The 24,267-nt window shown below is 55.4% G+C and carries 17 protein-coding genes; 3 read left to right on the top strand and 14 right to left on the bottom strand.

Features of this window, described 5'->3' with window-relative positions:
• The first annotated feature begins 200 nt into the window (after positions 1–200).
• Entirely contained in the window at positions 201–2,147 is a 1,947-nt protein-coding gene (locus tag HNQ92_RS03415; RefSeq protein WP_184170934.1) for a sialate O-acetylesterase, read from the top strand.
• Positions 2,148–2,232: 85 nt separating this feature from the next.
• Here the strand turns inward: HNQ92_RS03415 and HNQ92_RS03410 are convergent, their stop codons facing one another.
• Complete coding sequence (locus tag HNQ92_RS03410; RefSeq protein WP_184170931.1) at positions 2,233–3,039, bottom strand: anti-sigma factor; 807 nt, start codon at positions 3,037–3,039, stop codon at positions 2,233–2,235.
• A complete protein-coding gene (locus HNQ92_RS03405) occupies positions 3,036–3,581 on the bottom strand; it encodes an RNA polymerase sigma factor (RefSeq protein WP_184170928.1) in 546 nt (181 codons plus the stop codon). Before HNQ92_RS03405 ends, HNQ92_RS03410 begins: the two co-directional genes overlap by 4 nt.
• Positions 3,582–4,098: 517 nt before the next feature.
• Between HNQ92_RS03405 and HNQ92_RS03400 the strand changes: the two genes are divergently transcribed.
• Entirely contained in the window at positions 4,099–5,208 is a 1,110-nt protein-coding gene (locus HNQ92_RS03400) for a Gfo/Idh/MocA family protein (RefSeq protein ID WP_184170925.1), read from the top strand.
• Positions 5,209–5,213: 5 nt separating this feature from the next.
• On the opposite strand, the gene gldF is transcribed toward HNQ92_RS03400, so the two are convergent.
• The 11 genes from gldF to HNQ92_RS03345 all read right to left on the bottom strand — a co-directional run bounded on the left by gldF (position 5,214) and on the right by HNQ92_RS03345 (position 21,218).
• Entirely contained in the window at positions 5,214–5,942 is a 729-nt protein-coding gene (gene gldF, locus HNQ92_RS03395; RefSeq protein WP_184170922.1) for a gliding motility-associated ABC transporter permease subunit GldF, read from the bottom strand.
• A gap of 28 nt (positions 5,943–5,970) precedes the next feature.
• A complete protein-coding gene (locus tag HNQ92_RS03390) occupies positions 5,971–6,486 on the bottom strand; it encodes a DUF4199 domain-containing protein (RefSeq protein WP_184170919.1) in 516 nt (171 codons plus the stop codon).
• Positions 6,487–6,601: 115 nt separating this feature from the next.
• A complete protein-coding gene (locus tag HNQ92_RS03385) occupies positions 6,602–7,162 on the bottom strand; it encodes a DUF4199 domain-containing protein (RefSeq protein WP_184170916.1) in 561 nt (186 codons plus the stop codon).
• A 63-nt stretch (positions 7,163–7,225) separates the two neighbouring features.
• Positions 7,226–8,512: a dihydroorotase gene (locus HNQ92_RS03380; RefSeq protein ID WP_184170913.1), complete on the bottom strand. Its 1,287-nt coding sequence runs from the start codon at positions 8,510–8,512 to the stop codon at positions 7,226–7,228.
• Between the two features lie 49 nt (positions 8,513–8,561).
• Positions 8,562–8,942, bottom strand: coding sequence for a glycine cleavage system protein GcvH (gcvH, locus tag HNQ92_RS03375; protein ID WP_184170910.1), 381 nt, complete (start codon positions 8,940–8,942; stop codon positions 8,562–8,564).
• A 78-nt stretch (positions 8,943–9,020) separates the two neighbouring features.
• Positions 9,021–16,193, bottom strand: a complete 7,173-nt coding sequence (gene sov / locus HNQ92_RS03370; RefSeq protein WP_184170907.1) for a T9SS outer membrane translocon Sov/SprA — start codon at positions 16,191–16,193, stop codon at positions 9,021–9,023.
• Between the two features lie 133 nt (positions 16,194–16,326).
• Positions 16,327–16,917 carry a Holliday junction branch migration protein RuvA gene (ruvA, locus tag HNQ92_RS03365; RefSeq protein ID WP_184170904.1) on the bottom strand — a complete coding sequence of 197 codons (591 nt, stop codon included), beginning with the start codon at positions 16,915–16,917 and terminating at the stop codon, positions 16,327–16,329.
• A 107-nt stretch (positions 16,918–17,024) separates the two neighbouring features.
• Positions 17,025–18,803 (bottom strand): LysM peptidoglycan-binding domain-containing protein, encoded by a 1,779-nt coding sequence (locus HNQ92_RS03360; RefSeq protein ID WP_184170901.1) that lies wholly within the window; start codon positions 18,801–18,803, stop codon positions 17,025–17,027.
• A gap of 153 nt (positions 18,804–18,956) precedes the next feature.
• Entirely contained in the window at positions 18,957–20,402 is a 1,446-nt protein-coding gene (gene gatA / locus HNQ92_RS03355; protein ID WP_184170898.1) for an Asp-tRNA(Asn)/Glu-tRNA(Gln) amidotransferase subunit GatA, read from the bottom strand.
• Between the two features lie 106 nt (positions 20,403–20,508).
• Positions 20,509–20,715: a Sec-independent protein translocase subunit TatA/TatB gene (locus tag HNQ92_RS03350; protein WP_184170894.1), complete on the bottom strand. Its 207-nt coding sequence runs from the start codon at positions 20,713–20,715 to the stop codon at positions 20,509–20,511.
• A 71-nt stretch (positions 20,716–20,786) separates the two neighbouring features.
• A complete protein-coding gene (locus HNQ92_RS03345; protein WP_184170890.1) occupies positions 20,787–21,218 on the bottom strand; it encodes a YkvA family protein in 432 nt (143 codons plus the stop codon).
• A 180-nt stretch (positions 21,219–21,398) separates the two neighbouring features.
• Here HNQ92_RS03345 and mdh point away from each other — a divergent pair, with 180 nt between their 5' ends.
• Positions 21,399–22,328, top strand: coding sequence for a malate dehydrogenase (gene mdh / locus HNQ92_RS03340; protein WP_184170887.1), 930 nt, complete (start codon positions 21,399–21,401; stop codon positions 22,326–22,328).
• A 303-nt stretch (positions 22,329–22,631) separates the two neighbouring features.
• Here the strand turns inward: mdh and HNQ92_RS03335 are convergent, their stop codons facing one another.
• A complete protein-coding gene (locus HNQ92_RS03335) occupies positions 22,632–24,023 on the bottom strand; it encodes a hypothetical protein (RefSeq protein WP_184170884.1) in 1,392 nt (463 codons plus the stop codon).
• Positions 24,024–24,267: the final 244 nt, after the last annotated feature.

The raw sequence follows: 24,267 nt of genomic DNA, 5'->3' as shown, positions 1-24,267 counted from the left end.
CGCCCGAGCTTTCGGGCGCATTTTTCATGAGGGTACTTATTAACAAGGTAGTTGATTTGCAGGTTATACCCTATGTGTAATCCGTGCGGCAAGCTATGGTTCAAAAAAAAATTACCCCCTTTTTCTTCACTAAACTATTAAGGCTACTGCTTAGTCTTTTTTGTTTACAAAAGCCCTTTTTTGCGCAAGCGCAGCTGGTCGTGAACCTACCCACCACCAATACGGTCTTCCAGCGCTCACTCCAGAACGAAGCCACCGTGCCCGTGATGGGGTACCTACACCTGCCCTACGAGCGCATCGAAGCCCGGCTGGTGAGCCTAAGTACCTCTGCGGAGCCCAGCTGGACTACGCTGGCGGAATATGCATCGACGGGGAATCAGGATGGTAGTTTTAGGGGTACTTTGTCCGCTCGGGGCGGCTGGTACCGCCTGGAAGTACGGGGGATTTACAACCAGCAGCCGCGCGACACCGTCGTGGTGGCACGGGTGGGCGTGGGCGAAGTATTCCTGGTATCGGGCAATTCCAACGCCATGGGCGTGTATGGTTTGGGCGCGAAAGGAGCCACGTCCGAGCAGGTAGTTAGCTTTGACACCCTCAACAAGTACCTCAACGTCGAGAACATCACGGTGGCACCGGATACGCCCATGCCCAGCCCTACGTTCAGTACCATGACGGCCGACAGCGACGTATTCCCCACGGGTGAAACCCCCTGGTACTGGGGCGAATTAGGCGACTCGCTCGTCAAGCGCCTGGGGGTACCGGTCTGTTTCTTGAACGCCAGCTGGGCCGCCGCCAACTCCATCAACTGGCGCGAGGCCGCCCAGGGAAAAAATACCAACAACATTTACGTAGGCAAGCCCTGGCCCAACCGCCAACCCTATGCCAACCTCGCCAACAGCTTGCGGTACTACCATTCCTGGCTGGGTATCCGGGCGGTACTCTGGTCGCACGGAGAGAACGACGCCGTGCATCTGAAGCTCTCGCAGCAGGAGTATTTTTCCAACATCAAGTACCTGATCGAGGCCTCGCGCCAGGCGCTGGAGTACCCCATGCCGTGGGTGATTGCCCTCTCGACCGTCAGCTACAACGCCGACCTTCCCTACGCGCCCGTCCGCAGCGCGCAGGTACAACTGGCCCAAACGCCCGGCTTCCAGGCCTGGCTGGGCCCCGACCTGGACCTGATCCAGAAAGACCGCCCCAACGGGCATTTTGAAAATATCACCAACGGTGAGCAAGGCCTCACCCTGGCCGCCCAGGCCTGGAACACCAACCTGGACGCGCGCTTTTTTGCCAGCCAGGTACCGCTGGTGGCCCGTAGCTTTCTGCACACGGGCGTGGTACCCGCCGCCGTGGCACCGGGCCATACCTTTCTGGTACCCTACTACCTGGCGGGAGGTACTTCGGCGGCCGCACCGGTACAGATGGAGCTGCTCACGGCGGAGGGCGAGTACGTGGCCACGGTAGGTACTTCCAGCCAAAACCCCGTGGCCGTTACCATTCCGGCTCAGGTACCTGATGGCAGCTACCGGCTCCGGGCGGTGGGGCAGGTACCTCATCGGGTGGGTTCTGTGTCGGAGGTTTTTTCGATCAATGGCCAACTAGCCATTCCTAATCTGGTGCGGAGCCTAGCGGCCTACCCTGTCCAGGACCGGGTAATGCTACACTGGCTCGTGGCCACTACGCCGCAGAGCCAGCGCCTTACGCTTCAGCGCAGTGTGGATCTTACCAACTACCAGGAGCTGACTACCTTTACCTCCACCGGAGGCCTTCCCCGCTTGTACAGCTACGTTGACGACGTTCCCGAAACCCAAACGACCTACTACCGGGTGCGGGTCGAGCAGGCCGACGGAAGTACCTACTACTCCCGGGCAGTAGCTGTTTTTCGGGGCGATACGCCTCCATTTTTTTCGGTATTTCCCAATCCGGTAGGTACCCACGAGCCCATTTACCTGCGCCCCGATGTACCCACCGAGCTCAGCGGCCAGCTCTTTGACATCCTGGGCCGCGCCATTCCGGCCCAACTGCTGGAAAGTGACGTGCTGGGGCTGTGGGCGTTGTATCCGCAGGTACCTTTGTCGCCCGGCATGTACCTGCTCAGAGTGGTGCAAGGTACTTCGCAGCAAACGCAGCGGATTTGGGTTAAGTAAGGCTTGGTTTCCCTCAAAACAGAGAGAGCCAGCGGGCGGCTGGCTCTCTCTTATAAAAATATAAACCCCGTAAGTACCTACCTTCCTAGACACTCCCCATGACGTACATTTCGTCCAGGGAAGGGGTGGGGCTGCCGCCCGTTTTTTCCAGGGTGATGGCAAAAGCCGCCGAGCCCGGTTGGGTGGTTTTCATGCGTAGGATCTTCCCGTCGAAGGCGGGCTCAAGTACCCCCATGTCTACCGGTTGGCCGTTCACGATGCTCCAGAGCTGGTACTGCCGGCCGCTGGGTGCCACGGGTAGTTTTTGTACGTCCAGCAGTACCTCGTTGGTTTGTTGGTTCCACAGGGCTACCACCGAGCTCTCCGGCGACTTCGCTACGCCAGCCATACGCACTACTTTGTAGGTAGGGTCCCGATAGAGACGGGCCAGGGTACCACTGTAAGCCACGGTTTCTTCCAGGTTGCTGATTTGGGTAGCCAGGCGCTTGTTCTGAAACTTCAGATCGGACATTTCGTAGATGGCCCAGGCCAAACCAATGGCCAGCAGCACTGAGGCGGCCACGGCCATCATGGACCACAAAGGCCGCACGATCGCTTTTTGTTCCGGGCTAAGTACCCCCACCCGGCTTTCCGTGGGAGCCACTTCGTCGGCGGGCTCTTCTACGGGCTCAAAATTCATTTGAGCAAATATTTTATCTTTCAGATCGGCCGGGGGAGGCGTTTGGTGTTCCTGAGCATATTTTTCCAGAGCGGCTTCCAGCGTAAGCAGTTCCTCCTTTAGTTCCGGATAAATCTTCGTCAGGCACTCCACTTCCTGTTTTTCCTGGGGAGAAACGGTCCCCAGAACGTATTCTTCTAAAATGCCTGACTCTATATAGGCTTGAATGTTCATACGGCAAAGAAAATTTTTAGATCTTGTAATGCAGTCCTGATCCGCGATTTGACGGTACCCAGTGGAATACTAAGCTTCTCGGCTACTTCCTCCTGGGTATATCCCTGGAAGTACACCAAATCCACCAGTATTTTTCGTTCGGGTCGGAGTTTCTCTACCAGCGCTTTTAGATCCAACGTAGATAAGGAGGGTTGATAAACGGCACTTTGGTCGGCCCAGGCTGAATGCTCTTGTATATCATCCATGATGGGTGCCCGGCCTTCTGCCCGCACGGCGTCAATGGCGCTGTTGCGGGCAATGTTCAGCATCCAGGTAAAAAGCCTTCCTTTTTCAGAGTTGTAAGAGGCAATACTTTTCCAAATTTTTAGAAATACATCTTGCATGACGTCTTCCGACCGCTCACTATCCTTCAGCACTTTACAAACTACGTTGAATAAAGCCCCGGAATAATGATCATATAAGTAGTCGAAAGCCGCGCGCTCATTTCGTTTCAGCGAAGCGACCAGGTCTTCTTCTGAATACTTTACTTTTTGCGTTGCCAAGGGTTTCTTTGTTAATGGTAAGCCTAGAGTGGCAAGCTAACAAATTTCTTACTGGCGTGTATAGCAAAATGCAAAAAAGTAGGATTACGATTGGTATTATACCGGACAAACCCACCGATGGCGCTTGCGCCTAGTCGCTTTTTGACTTTTTTTTCATAGTTCATGTTGTTTTCATCATAGAAGACCGGACATACTAAACTAGCTCTCAACCAATTACCCTCACCCATGAGGTCAATCCCCAGGCGCTGGTACCGGCTACGTATCCGGTGGCACGAAGGCGGGTATTCCCCTTTGATTCAGTAGGCTTATATACGCCCTATTTTCTACCAAAGATCATTTGGCGGATTCCCATTGATCAATATTTTTTTACTAAATTATTTTGTACGCAGGAGGCCCCTTCACGACCCGGCTTTTTGAGTACTTGGTGGTATTTCACAGGTAGTAGTTTGGAGGCATGGCGTTCTTTTTGTAGCTTCCGTTATGCTTATTTTCATATCAACCTACAATCATCTACTTTATGGCTAATCGTCGTGATTTTTTGCAAATCCTTTCGTTGGGGGCGGGCCTCACGGCACTCTCACGGGCTACGTCGGCCCGCGCGGGGGTACTTTCAAGCTTGCCAAAATCAGACCGCCAGCTTCGGGTAGCGCTCATGGGGCTGGGTAGCTATGCCACCCGCGTAGCCGAGGCCATGGAAAGTTGCCAGCGGGCCAAGCTGGTGGGAATCGTGACGGGTACCCCGGCCAAAGCCGAAGCCTGGAAAAAAAAGTACAACATCCCGGATAAGAACATCTACAACTACCAAACCGTCAGCCAGCTCAAGAACAATCCGGACATCGACGCCGTGTACATCATTACGCCCAATTCGCTGCACCACCAGCACGTGATGCAGGTAGCCGCGGCGGGCAAGCACGTGATCTGTGAAAAGCCACTGGCCGACACCGCCAAGCAGGCCCAGGAAATGATCACGGCCTGCGAGAAAGCGGGCATGAAGCTGTACGTGGGCTACCGTCTGCATTTTGAGCCCCACACCCGCGAGGTGATCCGGATGCGCGAAGCGGGTGAGCTGGGTACCATCCTGTTTGTGGATAATACCTGCGGCTTCAAGATCGGCGACCCAACCCAGTGGCGGCTCAAAAAGGCCCTGGCGGGCGGCGGTGCGCTGATGGACGTGGGCATTTATGCCATCAACGGTGCCCGCTACGGTACCGGAGAAGAGCCGCTGTGGGTGACGGCCCAGGAGATCAAAACCGACCCGGTAAAATTTGCCGAGGTAGACGAAACCATTACGTTTCAGATGGGCTTTCCGGGCGGAGCCATTGCTACCTGTAGTACTACCTACAACTTCAACAACCTGGGCCGCCTGTACGTGGTCGGCGAAAAAGGCTTTGCGGAGCTAGACCCGGCTTTTGGCTACGGGCCCATCAAAGGCCGCACGCACAAGGGTCCCCTTAACCAGCCCGTAATAACCCACCAGACGGCACAGATGGACGGGCTGGCGGAATGTATTTTGGATAACAAACCCGACCCGAACATGACGGGGCACGAAGCCCTTAGAGACATGAAAGTCATTGATGCTATCTACGAGTCGATCCGGAAAGGAGGACAAAAGATCATGATCGGGTAGCCCCACTACTTCCGCAAGCGCCCAACGCGCCAGTGAGTCAAGCACAGAAAGAAGGCCGTAAGGCTGAGCAGGTACACGATATTTCGCGAGTCGATCAGGCCCCGTCCCAGGGCCTGATACTGCTCGTCCAGGGCCACCCACTGCACTCCCCAGGCCAGCGTGCCCGTACCCAGGAGCTGAGAAAGCGAGCTCAGCCCTACGTACCACACAAACCCCAGGAACACACCCAGCACGAAGGCCACGATCTGGTTGTCGTTCAGAGACGAAGCCCATAGGCCCATGGATACAAGTACCCCGCTGAGTAGCAAAAGCCCAAAGTAGGAGCCCGTCACAGCAGCCGAGTCGATATTGCCCGGTGGGTTGCCCAGCCAGTACACGCTCAGGTAGTAGAGCAGCGTGGGTACCAAGGTAAGTACCACCAGCACCCAGTTGGCCAGGAACTTGCCCAGTACCAGGGCCCAGTCAGTCAGGGGCTTGGTGAGGAGTAGCTCCAGGGTACCGTTGCGGCTCTCTTCGGCAATGGAGCGCATGGTAATAGCCGGAATCAAAAAAAGAAGTACGTAGGGCGTCAACGAAAAAAACGCCCCCAGGTCCGCGTAGCCGTAGTCCAACACGTTGGAGTCGGGAAATACCCACACCATCAGCCCCACCGCCACCAGGAACACCACCATGACGATGTAGGCAATCAGGGAATTGAAAAAGCTGTTGACTTCTTTACGAAAAATGGCAAACACGCTCCAGGGCTAAGGTTGGTTGATTTTTTTATTCAAATACGGGCTTGTTCCTACGCATCACGGCCGCCACGATGAGCGAAATAATAAAGCCTAAAATCAGGTAGCTAAGTACCCCAATGAGAAAAACGGCACCGGGCGACATGAATTTCTCCGAGATTTCCATCGCCTGCTCAATCTGCGCGTCGTCCATGCCGCGCCGCTCCATGTCTTCGCGCGCCCGGTCCAGCGACTGCTGAAAAATAGTATTGTCAATAAACTGAATGTAAAAGAGCATAAAGGTAGAACCCAGCAAACCTACAATCGCCGACAGCAGCGCCCCGATGCCCAGCCCTTGCCCGTAGGACATGAAGCCGCCGTTTTGCTCCCGGAAATCACGCATGGCCCAAATAAGCCCTCCCAGTAAAAACAGAAAGGCCACCGACGTAGCTCCTTGGTTCTGGCCAAGTCCGGCCAGGTTTAGTATGGTAGAGTACACAATGACAACGACGGCGGTAATGATGCCGTACTTCAGAGCGACGCGAGCGGTAGAAACATTTTCTTGCATAGAAATAAGCGTTTAGGAAGTGAGTAGTAGTAGTTTTTCCTGACCAAGATAGTACACGCTAGGCTCAAAGGCTATCATTTAGGGACAAATGGTCATCCGGGTCCACGAAAGTACCCTACGGCCTTCCCTGAAAGACGCCATAATCCTGCCGACGAAAAATCATGGAAACAATGATGATGGGCAGAACGGCCATGAGGGTCTTTTTGCTGAGCTCGTCGGTAATGATCTGGGAGCGTTCCGTAGCCATGACGTTCCGAAGCATTTGCTGGTACTCGGCTTCACCGATATTTTTCACCAGTTCGCCCTTTCCCTGCACCAGTAGCTGCTGCATTTCGGCCAGGTAGTTGGTAAATACCGCCGGGTCCACGTAGGTAATGAAGAAATAAATGAGCCAACCGTTGAGAAAAGCCGCGGTGGTGTTGAGCACGTAGCACAGCGTGAGTCCCTCCCACAGGTGAAGTAGCCCTTTGCCAACGTACTTGCGGTAGTACCAGCAGCCTACCACCAGCATGATCATATGAATGCCAAAATCCGGCATCTTTTTGTTGCCCAGCGGGGTTATATCCAGGAAGTAGAGCGCCAGGAAGTACATGAACGTCAGTATGCCCGTCAGCGCTCCCAGCACCAGGGGAATCTTCAGCAAGGGTTTGTTAAAAAAATCAAGCAGTTTTCTCATACGCAGTGTTAGCGGCACACGGGCCGCCAGGTACCTTATTTATTCTTGGTAAAGCTTCACCGACTAGAACCAACGCGCCTGGCCTTGGTTTAGTATTCCGTGCACCCGCCCCCGCAGCGTTTGGCCCAGGAATGGGGTATTTTTTGCTTTGGAATAGCTCCGGGTGAAGGTCCATTCCGCCTCGGGCTCGAAGATCGTGAGGCAGGCGGCACTTCCTTCCACCACCGAAACCGCCGGTAGGCGCAGGATCTGCCGGGGGCGGCTTGTCAGCTTGGCTACTACCTCCTCTACGGCGAGGCCGGTATGCATCAGCGCCAGGGAAAAAGCCGTTTCCAGGCCCGTTATTCCAAAGTCGGCGTGGTCAAATTCTAGGTTTTTACTTTCTTCGTCGTGGGGGCTGTGGTCCGACACGATCACGTCGATGGTGCCGTCGGCCAGGCCCCGCCGGAGCGCTTCCTGGTCGGTGGCCGTCCGAAACGGCGGGTTTACTTTCAGGTTGGTATCAAAGTCCTGAATGGCGGTGTCGTCAAACGCCAGCTGATGCGCCGCCATATCGCAGCTGACGGGCAGGCCCTTCTTTTTCGCTTCCCGTACCATCTCTACGGCCCGGGCCGTGGAAAGCAGCGACAGGTGCAAAAGCGGTTTTTCGGTACCCGGCTCAAAATCATTTTTTTCGAGCGCATAGGCCAGGAGCTGCAAGTCCCGAAACACCATCATCTCCTCAGCCAGGTGCGGCATCCCTTTGAGACCCAGCAGGGTACTGGTCACGCCTTCGTTCATTTGGCCGAAAATCGTCAGTTGCCGGTCCTCGGGGCGGTTAATCAGCAGGGTGTTCAGCGGGCGCAGGTACAGGAGCGCTTTCAGCAGAATATCCGCATTCTGGATCGGGTGTTCCCCGTCGGTAAAAGCCGCAGCGCCCGCCCGGTGCAGGTCGATCATCTCGGTGAAATCCACTCCTTCGGCCTGGCGCGTAACGGCCGCCGCTACGTGCAGCTGCACCGACTGCTCTCGTAGCTCCTGCCGGATGTAGTTGAGGGTACCTTTCGAATCCACCACGGGCCGTGAGTTGGGCAGCATCAGGACATCGGTGAATCCGCCCCGTGCGGCTACTTCACGTACCGACCGGAAGTCTTCTTTGTGCTCAAAGCCGGGATCACGCGAGGCCACCCGCATATCTACCCAGCCGGGCGATACGCACCAGCCGTTTCCCTCCTTTACCTGGGCTGTTTCGGCCTCTAACTGGTCACCAATACGGGCAATCGTTCCGTGCTCAACGAGTACATCCTTCACCTGGTTATGCCAGGGAGAGGCTTTGTCAATGATACGAACCGAGCGTAGTAGTAATTTCATAAATAAACCTCAAAAAAAAAGCTCCTCCCGGAGCTTTGGAATAGAAGGATCAGGCTCCTATAAACTGTTTGTATTCGTCCGCTGACATCAGGGCATCGGCCTCGCTTGGCTCTGACACCTGCACGCGGATCATCCAGCCCTGACCGTAAGGGTCGGTATTGACCAGTTCGGGGTTGCTGTCCAGCTCGGGATTGATTTCCAGAACTTCACCCGCTATGGGCAAATACAGATCAGATACCGTTTTGACGGCCTCCACCGAGCCGAACACTTCGTTCTGGGCCAGCGTTTGCCCGATGGTATTGACATCCACGTACACAATGTCGCCCAGTTCGTGCTGCGCGTGGTCCGTAATGCCTACCAGAGCTACATCGCCCTCCAAGCGCACCCATTCGTGGTCTTTGGTGTATTTAAGTTCTTCAGGAAACTCCATAGCGAGATAATAAGTCAGTTGGGGGATAATCCGAGCGCAAATTACAGGATGTAGGGGTTATTTTCCAAATGTATTTTCCTACTCCGCCAGGTTGAACTTCACCTGCACGCCCCCGGCCGTGGTGGATCGGTAGAAGGAGTTGGACACCAGCGGGTCATTGAAGGTACGTTCAAAATAAAACTGCATGCTCAACCGGGTATTTACTACGTAGTTGACGCTGGGCCGTAGCTGGAAGTTGATATTTCCGTTGATGGGTACATTCTGTCCGTCAAATTTGCGCTGAATAGCCCTTGTATCCCGAAATGTCATCCCCAGCTGGGCCGTCAGGTCGTTTTTGAGCTTGGTTTTCACGCCGTTGATCTTGAACGGAATCGGTACGTTATTCTTGGTAAAGCCAATACTCACCGTCAGATCCTGGTTGAAGAGCTCCGCTACCTGCGAGTTGGACAGGTTGAGCGCCACCGTGCGGTCACGGTTGTAATCAACGCGGCCCGTGATGCGGCTCTGGGTCCGGAAGTTGATCCCCACCAGCGGGAAGAACTTCTCCGACATGGTGATCGTGGACATGGCAAACACCGGCACGTACTGCCCCAGGTAGTTGGTCTGGGAAGCCAGCGGGTAGCCCATCACCGCCAGGTTCACGTACAACGCTTCGTAGCCCAGCGAGGAGGTAAAATTGCCCACGCTGTAGGTCGAATTGTAGTTGTGGGTGAGCGTGAAGGAGCTGAATAGTTTTTTAAAGGGAGCCAATTGGGACAAGCCGTTGTAGTCGATGCGCCAGTTGGGCATGGGAAAATTCAGGAAGGGCGAGATCCGAACCGTGCTGGGGTCTTTGCCGGTGTAAGCCGCAAAGAAAGCGGGAATAAGCACATCCTGCGAATTCTCGTTGTACTCGCCACCGGTATCGTTTTGGCCGTTGAGGCGGTCGCGCAGGATGGCCCGGTAGTCGCGGAAGCGGTCAAAGACCGGGGAGGAGTTATCGCGCTGGGCCTTGGCAAAGGCCGTCCGGAACGACAAAAACGACATGCTGAACTGGCCGTTGCGGAAGGGGCTCTGGCTCGAGAACTCGCCTCCAGGCACCTCGGGCCGGTAGAATTCCTGGTAGGCATCCTGGCGCGTCAGGCGGGCCTCGATCTGCATCCGAAAATCCTTGAAGGGCTCCAGGGTCGTTCGCATATTAAATGTTTTCTGGATGGTCTGCTGGAAGGGCTGGTTCAGGACCGTACTGGGCGTAATCCAGCCGTTGTTGGCCGCCTTGATGTGGATGGTCCGGTCCTGGCTCCCGAGCACGAAAGGAAGCCCCGGCGCGTTGACGTTGTCCAGGCCAAAGTACTGCGGTGTATTCAGGTAGCCGGGCAGGGCCGTTGTTTCCAGGATGGAGTAGGTCACGTTGATGCGGCGCACGGTCATCAGGAGGCGCGTTACGTTTTTAAGTACCTCGCTGGAGCGCTGCTGAATGTCTTCCATATCACCCGGGCTGCGGGCAAAGTTTTTGCGGGGGGCCGAAGGCGAATTGGCGAATTTCAGGTACCTGAGCTTGTTATAAAGTGCCACGAAATCCACCCCTCCCGTCACGCCGCGCTCGCGGCTGTTGCGCACAATATTGCCAAACGGAATGCCCAGCGAATCCGAAATACCCAGCGCGTTGGCCTGGAACTGGTACCCGATCCGGTGGTTGTAGTCGGCGGTGAGCCAGTCGGTCAGGGGTAGTTTGTCGAGCGGTAGGCGGTAGGTCAGGTTGATGCGCTGGTCGAAGTTTTTCATCCGCCCCAGCCGTTTGAAATTGTTCCAAAGTACATCCTGTTTCTCGGACGTATTGATGTCACCCAGGGGCTCGTCGATGATGGCATTCGCCACCGAGTTGTAGGTAAGTACCACGTTGCGGGTCAGGTTCCAGTTCAGGTCGTAGTAGCGGTTGAACCAAAAGTACTTCTCAAAGTAGGGCTCCATGCCATCCGTGGTTAGGTCCGAATTCCGAAGCTGGGTTTTGGTGAAGTTCCGGTCTACGTCGGCCCGCACTGCCACCGAAGTAGGTAGGAGTGTCACGTTAAAATCCTTCACGAAGTTGAGGTACCGGCTGGTGGTTTCCCACTTCCGGAAAGGCTCCAAAGGCTTAGGCTGGCTGCTGTAGGCATAGGCCACCCCGGCCCGGTACATGCGCTGCGAGTACTCCTGGGTCAGGACATTGGTACGGCGCAAATCGCTGAACGCGTAGGTAAAGGCCAGGTTCTCGAAATCATAGAAATGGTTCTTAGCGCCCGGCTTGGTTTTTACTTTGCGTACATTGGAAAGGTTGATCCCCCGCCGCACGGTGTTGTCTTCCACCATCCGTCGGTACCGTTCGCGCGCCTCGGCATTTTCCAGGTTAGCCAGGCTCGTTTCCAGCGGCGTATCCGGATCCAGGGGATTGAAGTGCGGTGTAATCTTGCGATTGTCGTAGTTGACGTACAGCGGAATACTGAACCCCCACTGCTGCGGCAGGAATTTATCTACTGCAATGTTCGACGAAATCCCGAACTCCGTAGTCGTGGCCCGGGCCCGCTCTCCTATTTTGGTTTGAACTCCCCCAAACCCAAACGTTTCGAAGCGCCCGGAGGCAGTGACGGTAGCGATGTCCGCCAGCTTGGCGTTCAGCTGCCCTACGGCCGCCTGCCCCGCCGACTGGTCAAAACCCTCCACGTGCATTTCATTCACCCAAATACAAAAACTCTTGGAACGTTCATCGAGCGACTTAGGATTCCGAACGCCGATCATAAGTACCCGCACTGCGCTCAGATCGGGGTTTCCTACCACGGTGATCCGGTGGCGGCCGTCGGCCGTTATGATGGAGTAAGGGATAGTCAGGGTGCGGCTGGCACTCTGGTTTCGCTCGGCCTTGGCCCGAATCAACTCCTCCAGCGCTACGTTGATCTCGTTTTCTTCCGGCCAGATTTCCTCCCGGGCGCTGCGGTTTTCGGGCGTGGAGCGCAGGCCCGCCACCTCGATTTCGTAGTAGTTTTGGGTTAAATCCGTACCCAGCCGCATGAAAGCACCTACCTGGTAGTTTTCGTCTTCGTCGTTGTGCATGTGGATGTACATGCGTAGCCGCTTCCGGAACTGCAGGTCCAGGCTTACGTTCTTGAAAACGGCCCGCGAGTCGTTGTTCCGAAGCTCCGTTACACACAGGCTCATCGACTGCTCATTGAGCTGAAAATTGGCCGTAGGCTGCGAAATATCCTGGTCGCGCTGCCAGCCCGGCGGCAGGTCGTACACGTACTTTTTGGCCTCGTTGTTGTTCTGGCTGTTTTCTTCCACGCTCACGGTACCTACCGTAAACTTGGCGTCGTAGGGCTCAGGTACCTCCTGGAGGCCGGGGGCGTCCAGGTCGGCGGTGTACTTGCGGTACTGCTGGCCTACCATTTGCAGCTGGGCGAAGCGAAGTACCACCGGCTGCTCAAAATCCGTCAGGTACATGCGCACAAAGCGGATGGATTTGAAGCCGTTGATGCTTCCTACTTTACGCGTAAACTCCCGCACCGGTACCCGGAACAAGTACCAGTTGGTGCCGTCGGCCAGGGTTTTATCCACAATGTACCCGTTGCCTATGTCCAGCGCCCCCGGCTTCAGGTCCACTTCGTATTCGTAGTAGGCTTCGTTGTCGTTGATGGTATTATCGGCGTTGAGGTCTTCCGAATCGGGGATATTGGTGGAAGCGGGCGTAATGTTGCTGGAGCTGGAGGTACTTTCGGGCGAGTTTCGTTCCATACCCATGAAGTACTTATAGCGCTCAAGTACCTTTTGGTCCGCTGAATCCAGTTCGGGGCCCAAGTAAAACTGAAAGTCGTCGCCCGACGGGTCGTTTAGGATGCGCTCCCGCGCGGCCGCTGTGAGGTTGGCCGGAAGCCGGTCCAGAAAACGCTCCTGAAAGTACCTGCGCTCCTGCGCATTGTTGAGGCCATCCAGGCCAATGTCCTGCTTTTCGCGGGCCCCCGGCTCGTTGCTGAACGCGTTGATCAGGTACTGCTGCCGCGTCACCCGCCCCCAGGCCGAGGAGTCTATCTGCGCGCTGGTGGGGTTATCGGTTATGGGCAGGCCATTCTCAAAGTTGAAGCGCCCGTCTTTAACCACATCTTCCGAAACATCCCCCAGATTAAATACCAGCTTCCCGCCGGTCACGTTGTTGCGGTTTTCCACGCCGTCACGAACTACCCCCCGGGGACCATCCAGAAAGGGGTCCATCATCCAGAAGTCGATGCTTTCGATGTTGGCGTTGTCGAAGTCAATGTCCGACGTAATGGCCCGGCTGATGGCGCCAAAGTTACCTTTAGGATTTTTCAGGCGGCCGTCGGGGTCCAGGTCCGGGTTGTAGTTGTACATACCTCTTTCCCGAGGGTAGTAGGCGACATCCAGGATATTTTGCGGCAAAAAGTTATTCAGCAGCTGGTTGCGTCCGGGAAAAATATCCTGCGGACGGAATAAACGCTCGTAGTAGTTCTGCCGGTCTTCTTCCGTTAGATTGGCAGGTGGTTGAAAAAAGGAGATCCCCATCCCCCGCCCAAAAATATTATCCACCGAGTAGGCCGATACCCGCGCCCGGCGGTACCCAAACTCGAGAGGTTCCGTAGAGCTACCTTGCGGAAACTGCTGCGGCGTGGAGCCCAGGCGCCAGCGGGTAGGCTGGCGGGTGAGGTCGTAGATGGTACGCGCGGCCTCAAAGTCATCGATGAGCGAACGGTTGCTGATGCGCGGCGACACCCCCGGAAGCAGCTGGGCGACCTCGCCCTTAAACTGAATGTTGGACATTTCCTTGGTTTGCAGCAGGGGTAGTTTGTCCAATAGCTTGGTCAGGAAAGGGGCTTCCTTGCGGATGTTGGCGTCCAAACCCAGAATGGTGTTGTTGGAGGGCTCGTTGCCAATGGCGACGCGGGTCAAAAACCCGGCGGGCGTTTCCCGGTAGCGCATGGCGGTCATCCCGAAGCTCATGTCGCTGTTCAGGAGGTAGTCCAGGCGGGTACCCAGCAAGGTACGGATCTGGTTGTTGAACATGTCGGGCCGCTCAAATTCAATGATAATCTCCCGGCCCGAGTTCAGGATGCTGGGATTGACCAGCCGTACCCGGCCAATCTGCGCCTCCACAATAAAGTCTTGTCCCGGCGTGAGGGCTACGCCCCCGGCCGTGACCGTCACCGACTGCTCCGACACCCCAAACGGCAGCTGCACGTCCGTGCCACCCACCGACTGGTAACTACCCTTTAGATAAAACTTATTTTTTTCATTGACCTGCTGAGCGTCAATAAGCGTGGTGCGGTAGAGCTCTTCAAACACGTACTTTTCCCGCAGAATTTCTTCTCCCGGCCCGAAGTACTTCGCCAGGTTGGATCCGAAGGGCTCCAGCACCGGAAAAAAGATCCGGCCCGTTTCGGAGTCGATGGTGATATCTTCCACAAAATCAAAGTTCCCATCCGGTTGCAGGTCGTTCACGGGGTTCAGCCGGTCCAGCCCCACCAGCCGCAGCAGCGGGGTATTTTGCAAACTACCTTCCTGGAGGTTGGGGTTGTCGATGCCGGTCAGGTCGTCTTTGTAGATGATCCGTAGCTGAAATCCGGTGTTGTCAATCTGGCTGGTGCCGAGCGAGTACACGTTCTTCATCATCAGGTCCCACATCGGCAGCTGGGTGTTGTTCCGGATGGTGGACGACTTGAGCAATTTCAACGCAATGACCTCGTCGTCGTTGCGGTTCTGGTAGTCTTCGGTCAGCTCTCCTACTTTGTAAGCCCGTCCGTTGAGCGTGTACTCGTAAGCCACGGCCAGTACCTCGTCGTTGCGTAAAGGCACCGTTAGCGACAGGTACCCCAGTTGGGGATGAAACTTGTACTCCCGGTCCATGATCAGCCGCTTGGCTCCCCGCAGCAGCTCGTAGTCGATGGTTTTCTGAAGGCCCAGCGCTCCGGTCAGGGCATCGGAGGTCCGATCTACCTGCCGGAATGTTTCGTCGTTGCGTAGGGCCGTATACAGGCCATTGGCTTCGTTATTGGCGGGCGAGCTGGCTGTTATGGGCTGCAAGCTGGGATTGGTAGCATTGTAGGGACGAGGCTCGCCTAAATCCGAAAAGCCCACAATGTTCCGCAGCGATTCGGTCGTGGTGGTGCGGTTGGTGACGTATACTTCCATCCGGGTGATCGTCACGCCCGAGGTAATCATGGGCAGATTCTTCAACGCGCTTTCGTAGATATTACGGAAGTACTGCGAGAGGAAAAAATGACGGTTCTCGTCGTAGGTATCTACCCTGATCTCAAAATCCTTCGTCTGCGCTCCGCCGCGTAGCACAATCCGTTCCTTCCGCGAACGCTGCTGAGAAGCTACTACGGTGGCATTCAGCCGCCCCAACTGAAACTCGGTCTTGAGGCCAAAGAGGTTCTGTACTCCCGGAATGAGCTGGCTGTTGAGCGGCCAGCTGATGTTACCCGCCTCTACCTTCCGAATTAGGCTTTCTTCGGGGGCCTTGTAGTTTAGGCGCAGCGCGTTTTCAAAGTTAAAGCTGGCCTTGGTGTCGAAGTTGGTCAAGAAGCCCATCCGATCACCCAGGTTCGCGTTAAAATTGATGTTGATCTGCTCGTTAAAAAGGAAGTTGGTGTTGCGGCGTTGGCGGATGGGGACGGCCGGGTTGTCGATAAACTGGTGGATCACGCCCAGATCCAGCGCTACGAAACCGTTGGGTTTAAAATCCATAAAATTGCTCCCAAACAGCTTGTCCAGCGCGGGAGGCATGTCCAGCTTGGGTAACAAGCCGCGCCCACCCATGGCACTCTGGCCGTCTTGCCGGGCCGCGTACTCCCGCAGCAAGCTATTAAAGGCTCTTTTTTCCTGAATTTCGTTGTAAGTTTCCAGGTCCAGGCTTTCGGCGGGCCGGTAATCCAGAATGCCTTTGGGGGTAGTTATATCTTCAAAGATCCCCACGCGCCCCGTGGAGTCGAGCCGAATGGTGGTATTGATGTTGTTGGGATCGGACAAATAAAACGGCGATCGGGGGCGTGGGTCCGCAAACCGGTTGCGGTAGTAATCTTGCCAGCGTACTATAGCCTGCCGTCCCGAACGCTTCAGCTCGTCAGCCGTCGTGTCAGGTAGGGTATCCATGACCGAAAGGCCCCCTTGGGCCTCGTAGGGGCCTGTATAGGATTGGGGGTACCTACTTACGGGAGCCGTGACCAACAGCAGCGCGCCCGCGGAAATAGTTACTGACCTGAAGAGGAGTTGGTAGACCGTTGCTGACAAAGTCGTTCACACTTAGTTTGAGAGGGTTCGGGTAGTTGGCCGTCCGGAACTGGGTGGTTCCGGACTATCCACAGAACGGCCAAAACCTTGCCAATATTCTTTTTTCAAAACGATTTTTTTAGGGAGTATCTCACTACCGAAGTGCCAGTTTTATCAGCTGTTCCAGCGAGATTTCGTTTCCTTCTCGTTTCAATATAGTTTCGATGCTTTTTTCGGCAGCTGGCTTCGGAATCCCCAGCGTCATCAGGGCGGCCAGCGCTTCGTTTCGCAGCTTATTTCCGGGCGATGCCGCCGTAAGCGACAAGGGCGAAAGCAACTCTTCTTTACGCATCTTATCTTTTAGCTCCAGAATGACCCGCTGGGCCGTCTTGGAGCCGATCCCCTTGATGGATTGGATCACGCGCAGGTCTTCGTTCACAATGGCGTGGCGAATCTCGGATGAAGACAACGAGGATAGCATCACCAGCGCCGTCGAGGGGCCTATCCCCGACACGGCAGTCAGATCTAGAAATAGCTGCTTTTCGTCCCCGTCAGCAAAACCAAACAGCACGTGGGCGTCTTCCCGAATGTTGAGGTAGGTCACCAGCTTACAGTCTTGCCCTACGTCCGGAAGGGCCGCGTAGGTCTGGAGCGAAATCCGCGTTTCGTAGCCTACCCCCTGGGTATCTATGATAGCATAGGCAGGTTCCTTGTAGGCCAGCTTTCCGGCAACGTAAGCAATCATATAGTAGTATGGAGTAATTCTAAGCGGTAAAAGTACTACTTACACAACACCCGCAAAACCTTGATAAGCGGCTTGCGGGTGTCGGCACAAAGCAAAGCTAGCACTAATTAACTTGTTATGAGCAACTTCATACCTGCTTTAATGCTATTGCCACGGATATTATTATTCCTTTTAATTTTGTCAACGGTCAAGCCGTAGCGCTGCGAGATAGTCCAGAGCGTATCGCCTTGCTGCACGGTATGGTAACGAGCCTTGATGGGGTAGTTAGGCTGCGCCGCCACCGTTGGGGCAGTAGCCTTGGTATCGGTACTTTTGGCCAGTACTTCACCCTTTACCTGCTTTTGGATCACGAGCTTCTGCCCAGCCAGCAGCCGACCGTCTTCCATGTCGTTCCACTCCTTGAGATCACTTATTTCTACGCCGTACTGCCGGGCAATGACCGTCAGCGTTTCGCCTTTTTTCACCAGGTGATTGACGGACTTGGTCGTAGTGGCTGAGGCTACCGAGCTGGCCGCCGCTCCTGCCTTCCCGGAGGCGGGCTTCGCTTCAGCAACCGGGGTACCCTCCGCTACTAGCTCTTCGTTTTCATCATCCGTTTCTTCGGTGGTGGTGGCTACCGGCGCGGTAGTTGTTTTGGGCTTGGCTTCGGCTATCAGCACGGGTGCCGGGGCTGCTACCCGTACCTGCCGTACAATCGTCAAGCGCTGGCCACGCAGTACTCTGCTGCTCTTGAGCCGGTTCCATTTTTTCAGCTCGGCTACGCTCACCCGGTGCTTGTTGGCGATGGACGAGAGCGTCTCACCACTGCGGACGGTATACGTCACCCGCTTGGTTTTGTATTCATAATCGCCCTCGTAGTCGTTGGAGGCCAGCATCACTCGTACGCCATTCTTTTTGGAGGCCGAGTCCATGATGGCCGGACGCATGGGTTTCATGTAGGCAAACTGTTCGGCAGGTACTTTCAGCACGAAATCGCGGGTGTAGTCGGGCAGTACCGTATTGATGAGCTGGGGGTTTAGCTTGCGCAGGTCTTCCATACTCACACTGCTCAGCGCCGAAAAAGTAGTCAGATCCAGGTACCCATTCACGTGGATTGTATCCGTAACGGTGAGGTACTCGGGGTTTTCGGCCACAATGCCGTGATCTTCGGCGTAGTGCATCATGTAGAGCATCGCCACGAACTGGGGTACATAGTGACGGGTCTGCTTGGGCAGCGCCGGGTACACCGACCAGAACGTATCTCCTCCCGAGCGGCGCATGGCCCGCCGTACGTTGCCGGGGCCGGCGTTGTACGAGGCCAGGGCCAGCTCCCAGTCACCAAAGATCTTGTGCAGCTGGCGCAGGTACCTACAGGCCGCCTCGGTGGACTTCTCCGGGTCGAAGCGCTCGTCAATGTAAGCATCCTGCCGCAGGCCAAACTCCCGGCCCGTTGGGCGCATAAACTGCCACAGCCCACCCGCTCCGGCGTACGAAATAATGCGCGGGTCCAGCCCGGACTCGATCATGGACAGATACTTGAGCTCATCCGGCAGGCCGTGCTTGGCAAACGCTTTTTCGTAGATGGGAAAATAGAGGTTCTTGTGCTCCAGCATCCGCCGGGTGAAGTGGGGCTTTATATTGATAAAATACTCAACAAACTTATGAGAATCGGGATGGTACACCAGCGGTATTTCTTTCTGTAAAGAGGCGAGCCGCGTTTTGATGAGCTCACCGGGAACCACCACCGAGGGCTTTTCAATTTCCGGCACGAAATCCATCGCCAGTCCGACGGTATCGGTTTCGTAGTCTACTTCTTCTTGTTGGGGCGTTGCCTGAGCCTGAGCAGGTACATTCCACAAGCCCACCGTAATGGCTGTCAGCCACAGCGTACGCTTTACAGTCTTCATCAGTGTCAAGAGAATTTACGAGTTTTATAGTTCATACTAGATTAATTGCTGATCTATGCTAGTGTGCTTCGGGCAGTGTAAAGTGATGATCTACCTCTGTATTCTTCTTTCTGCGTAGGCGGGACGTCGCGTCCCTGGTTTCATGGCTAGGCTTTACTTAACGCTTTCTCCCGCTCCGATCAATTCAGTCAGGTAGTTGGAAAAAGCCAGGAGGTCTTGCTCCGCAAAGGGACGCGCCATGACCTGCACCCCAATGGGCAGTCCGGCTTCGTCCGTGCCGTTGGGAATGGAAATGGCCGGAGCCCCCACCACGTTGGCTTGTACGGTAAAAATATCGGCTAAATACATCTGCAACGGATCGTCCATTTTTTCACCCAGGCGGAAAGCGGTAGTTGGGGTAACGGGCGAAATCAGAAAGTCATGGTGATCGAACAGCCCCTCGGATTCCTTTCGCACTAGGTTTCTAACGCGCTGGGCCTTGGTATAGTATGCGTCGTAGTAATTGGCACTCAAAACAAAAGTACCCAGCAGGATGCGCCGCCGTACTTCATCGCCAAAACCTTCGGTACGGGATTTCTTATAAAGGCCTTCCAAATTGGAGGCCTCGGGACTGCGGTAGCCGTAGCGCACGCCGTCAAAACGCGACAGGTTGGAGCTGGCTTCGGCCGTGGTAAGGATGTAGTAGGTAGGCAAAAAATAGCGCAGCAGCGGCATCTCGATGGGCTCTACCGTGTGCCCCTGCTCCCGAAGCTGGTTCAGAACGGCCAGGGTGCGCTCCCGAATGGCGGGCTCCACGGCCTCGCTCTCCACGGCCTCGCGCAGGTACCCTACGCGGGCAGGTTGCTCCCAGTGGAGCTCGCGCGAGTAGGCAGGTACTTCCCGGGTAGACACGGTGCTGTCGTGCTCGTCAGGCCCGGCCATGATTTCCAGCAGCAACGCGGCGTCTTCTACGCTGCGGGTAATGGGCCCGATGCAGTCAAACGACGAGGCGTAGGCAATCAGCCCCCAGCGCGACACCCGCCCGTAGGAGGGCTTCAGCCCAACGGTACCGCAGAAAGCGGCGGGCTGCCGGACCGAGCCGCCCGTGTCGCTGCCCAGCGCGGCGTGGCAGAGGTTGGCCTGTACGGCCGCCGCCGAACCACCCGACGAGCCGCCCGGTACCCGAGTGGAGTCGGCCGCGTTACGGACCGGACCAAAGTAAGAGCTTTCGTTGGATGACCCCATCGCGAATTCGTCGCAGTTCTGCCGACCGATCACGATGGCGTCTTCGTCCAGGATGCGCTGCACGGCCGTAGCCGTAAAAGGCGAGCGGTAGTTGTCGAGCATGTGGCTGCCGGCCTGAACCCCGTGCCCCGCGTGGCAAAGTACGTCTTTGAGCCCCACCACCAGGCCCGCCAGCTTACCGGCGGTACCTTCGCGCAGGCGTGCGTCCACCTCCAGGGCGCGGGCTCGCGCCTCTTCGGCGTATACTTCCACAAAAGCATTGAGATGACGGTGGGCGTCGATACGAGACAGGTAGTACCCTACCAATTCTTCGCAGGTAGTGTTTCCGGCACGCAGATCGTGCTGTATGTCAGCCAGCGACAGGTACTCTTTCAAAATAGTGCTTTACTTTGAGGGATTACACAAAAAAGATAAGAGCCGTTTCGGTGTTGCTACAAAACGGCTCCCCAAGAAGATGAATGCTTTACGGAATCAAAGCAATTTATTTGGAGGTAGTATCCTCCATGCTTTTTTCGATATTATCCTTTACGTCCTTAGTCGCATTTTTAAATTCGTTGATCCCTTGACCCAGGCCACGCATTAACTCGGGGATCTTTTTTGCGCCGAAGAATAAGAGAATGAACAAGGCAATGAGGAAAATCTCCTGTCCCCCCAAACCCATAAATGCCAAGATTGATACGAATTCCATACTGACTGTTTGTTTTATATAGATTACAAATTTACTGATTCTTTTTACTAAGGAAAGAAAAAAAGAAGGTTTTATCCAATGTTAATGGTTTTTCTTTTATTCTCCCAGGCGCTGAATTTCTCAATATCGTCGCTAAACGACTTAAATACCCATACTACCAGCGCCAGGTCGTCCGTAAAACCAACTACGGGCAGAATGTCCGGGATAAGATCTATGGGAGATACGAAATAAATCAGGGTAGCGATGATCGACACCAGACTTTTCCAGGGCAAGCCCCGGTATTCGCCGGAGGCGTAGGCCCGGATCATGCGAATAAGTACCTGCACCTGGGTTTGAAAAACGGACACGCTTTCCTTAAAACCTAGCTGCTGCGATTTTTTGGCTACCTGCGTGAGCAAAGTAAATAAGCGCGAACTGTTGCGGGCGTAACGCCCAGCCCGACCGGTGGCCTTCCGAAAGAAGATAGACCGCAATACCCGCGCAATTAAAGAGTTCTCTGCCATAGACTTTTTGAAAGGGGTTAAGTTCCGGTATATAACTACGAAGCGGCAAAAAAAATTGCAGCCCCTGCTAATCACTCCTTCCGTACTACCAAAAAAAATCCTGCAAAATGGATAAAACGGATTATTGCTTCTAATTTTAGGGCGATTTTGATTTTAACCGTTTTACTACTTGCAAGTAATATGAAAATAACTGTCGTAGGGGCCGGAGCCGTAGGGGCCACCACCGCCGATAACATCATCCGCCGCGAGCTGGCCGAGGAAGTCGTGCTGCTGGATATTAAAGAGGGTGTCAGCGAAGGCAAAGCGCTGGATATGTACCAAACGGCCGCCCTACTGGGCTTCAACACCAAGCCCGTAGGCTCTACCAATGATTACGAAAAAACCAAAGGATCGGACGTCGTAGTGATTACCTCCGGCCTGCCCCGCAAGCCGGGCATGACGCGCGAAGAGCTGATCGGCATCAACGCGGGTATCGTGAAGTCCGTGACGGACAACATTCTGAAGTACTCGCCCAAGGCCATTGTGGTGGTGGTGTCAAACCCCATGGATACCATGACGTACCTGGCGCTGAAAGATTCGGGGATTCCGAAGAAACGCCTGATCGGGATGGGGGGTGCGCTGGACAGCGCCCGCTTCAAGACCTACCTGGCGCTGGAGATGGAAGTATCTCCCAATGACATCCACGGCATGGTGATCGGGGGCCACGGCGACACGACCATGATCCCGCTGACCCGCCTGGCTACCTACAACGGTATCCCCGTAAGCCGGTTCCTGTCGGCCGAGAAGCTGGAAAAAGTAGCCGCCGATACCATGGTGGGTGGCGCTACGCTCACCAAGCTCATCGGTACCTCGGCCTGGTACGCACCGGGTGCCGCTACGGCCATGATCGTGGAGAGCATCGTCCGTAACCAGAAGCGCATTGTACCTTGCAGCGTGTACCTCAACGGCGAGTACGGCCAGAAGGACATCTGCATGGGCGTGCCCGTGGTGATTGGCCGTACGGGCTGGGAGAAAATCATCAGCCTGCGCCTGAGCGACGCCGAAAAAGCCGCTTTCGAGAAATCGGCCGAGGCGGTCCGGAACATGAACGCCGCGCTGAATCTGGGCTAAGTAGCAAAGGGCAGAGGGGTAAGGGCAGAGGGAGCTTCCGCTCCTGTCGAAACCTAGGCTACCAAAGATCGCCATTAGGTGATAAGTACCTCTGGCTAATAAAAAGCCCTCCCGGTTATACACCTGGGAGGGTTTTTTATGGATATGCTAAAAAGGTACTTTATTCTATTCAGGATTTTTCGCAAAGGCAATCACGTACTATTTTCCCCTAGCGGTTCGCTTTCATTATAATGACTGAACCCATGGTACCTCTTTCAATTCCAAGGTACCCTCTGCCCAAAGCCCCCTGCCCTATGCTATAAACTAAATCGAAACCTGGTACTGAAGTACCCAGGCACCTCGCCGCCCGTCCGGGCTCAGCCGGTTGGCCACGGGGCTGGCGCGGTAGATGGGGCGGTTTTCGTAGTTGAGCGTGAGCTTGCCCGTGTGGCCCTGCATGAGCCAGTTGAGCCCCAGGTTGTACACGCTCATGCCGCCGTCGAGGCGGTCGTAGCTGGCGTGTTGTACCGAGGCGTAGGGCAGCAAAGTACCTTGGCGGCCCAGCAGCGCGTCACGGAGCTTGTAGCCCACCTGGGCGTAAATCACGTTGCCCGTCCCGAACATGGGGTAGGCGTTGCCCTGGGTACCGCCTACGCCGGGCAGCGGGGCGGTAGTACCCGTAGCGGGGTTCATGAGGCCGTTGTAGCGCAGGTAGCCGGGGCCGTAGTCGGTACCAAAGTACCCCAGGTAGCCCGACACCGCCGTGCCTTTAGCAGCATCCAGGGGCATGTCGAGGTAGGCCGCCACCGACCAGAGCGTAAGGGCGCTGTAGATCGTATCGACGTTTTCGCGGCGCCAAGTGGCGTTTTGTTCGGAAATGATTCCGGCCTCCAGGTTAAGTACCTTGCGGCGGCCCAGGTAGGTACCCGCCAGGTAGCCGGGGGTAGTTTGGTCTTCGGTATCGAAGATGTTGTAAATCAACATCCCCTGAAATTGCTTCCGGTGCTTTCGCTGGGCAAAGGTCGCGTTCACGCCCAGGGGCGGCGGTGCGCTGGCGTTGGTTTCGATCGGGAACGGGTCCGACACCGCTACGCGGTAGTTGATTTTTCCTACTTGTCCGCGGCTGTACACGCTCAGCTTCCGGGCAAATTCGTCGGTTTGGTCCACGGTAGCCTGGGCAAAAACGGGTACGTCCATCGTCAGAATGGTACCGATGCCCGGTTGCGTAAAGCGGGAAAGGCCGTTTACGATGGTGAGCCCGGCCCCGAAGCGCACGAAGCTGGTTCCTTTCCGGTGTACTTCGTACTCACCCAGGGCATCGTGAAAAAAGGCCGCGATCTTGCGGTTGCTGGGGGTACCTGTGGTGTTATAACCCGGAAAAGCGTTGGTGCGGTTGAAATTATTCATTCCAAATTGCGTATAAAAAAACACGCGGTCGGTGAGCTGGCCGAAGAGCTGCATCCGGGTGCGGCGCAGGCCGATGTCGAAGGTTTGCGAGGCCGGGTCGCCGAAGACGGTGGTGCCGGGGTTGCTGTCGTTGAGCCGCAGCCAGGTTTGGTTCAGGAAGGTAGCCTTGATGTAGTGCGTACCCGACTCGTTGAGGGCGTAGCGAATGTCGTTACGGGTATTGCTTCCACCCGCAGGACTCGTTTGGGCCAATACGGAGCCCGCGGCACTTAAAAGAAAAAGTACCGTATTTCTTAGCTTGTTGTACATACGAAAAATAGGATTGATGAGCCGTACAAACGACCGATTGCTTTATTAACGCTGGGTTAAAAATACATTAAAATAGCATTAAAATAAGAATAACCTTACGAGCGAGCCGCGTTATGGCCGTTGCTATTGGCCGTCGTACGAAGCGCACATCCGGGCACGTTATGTAAAGCGGCCTTGTTATTTAACTGTCATTTTGAGCTGGTAAAAATCCTAACTGGCTGTTTTGTAGCTACCCAACACACTA

It is taken from the genome of Rhabdobacter roseus (assembly GCF_014202275.1).
GTDB lineage: Bacteria > Bacteroidota > Bacteroidia > Cytophagales > Spirosomataceae > Rhabdobacter > Rhabdobacter roseus.
The sequence above is the reverse complement of the archived record's forward strand: the minus strand, read 5'-3'. Positions and strand labels throughout refer to the sequence as shown.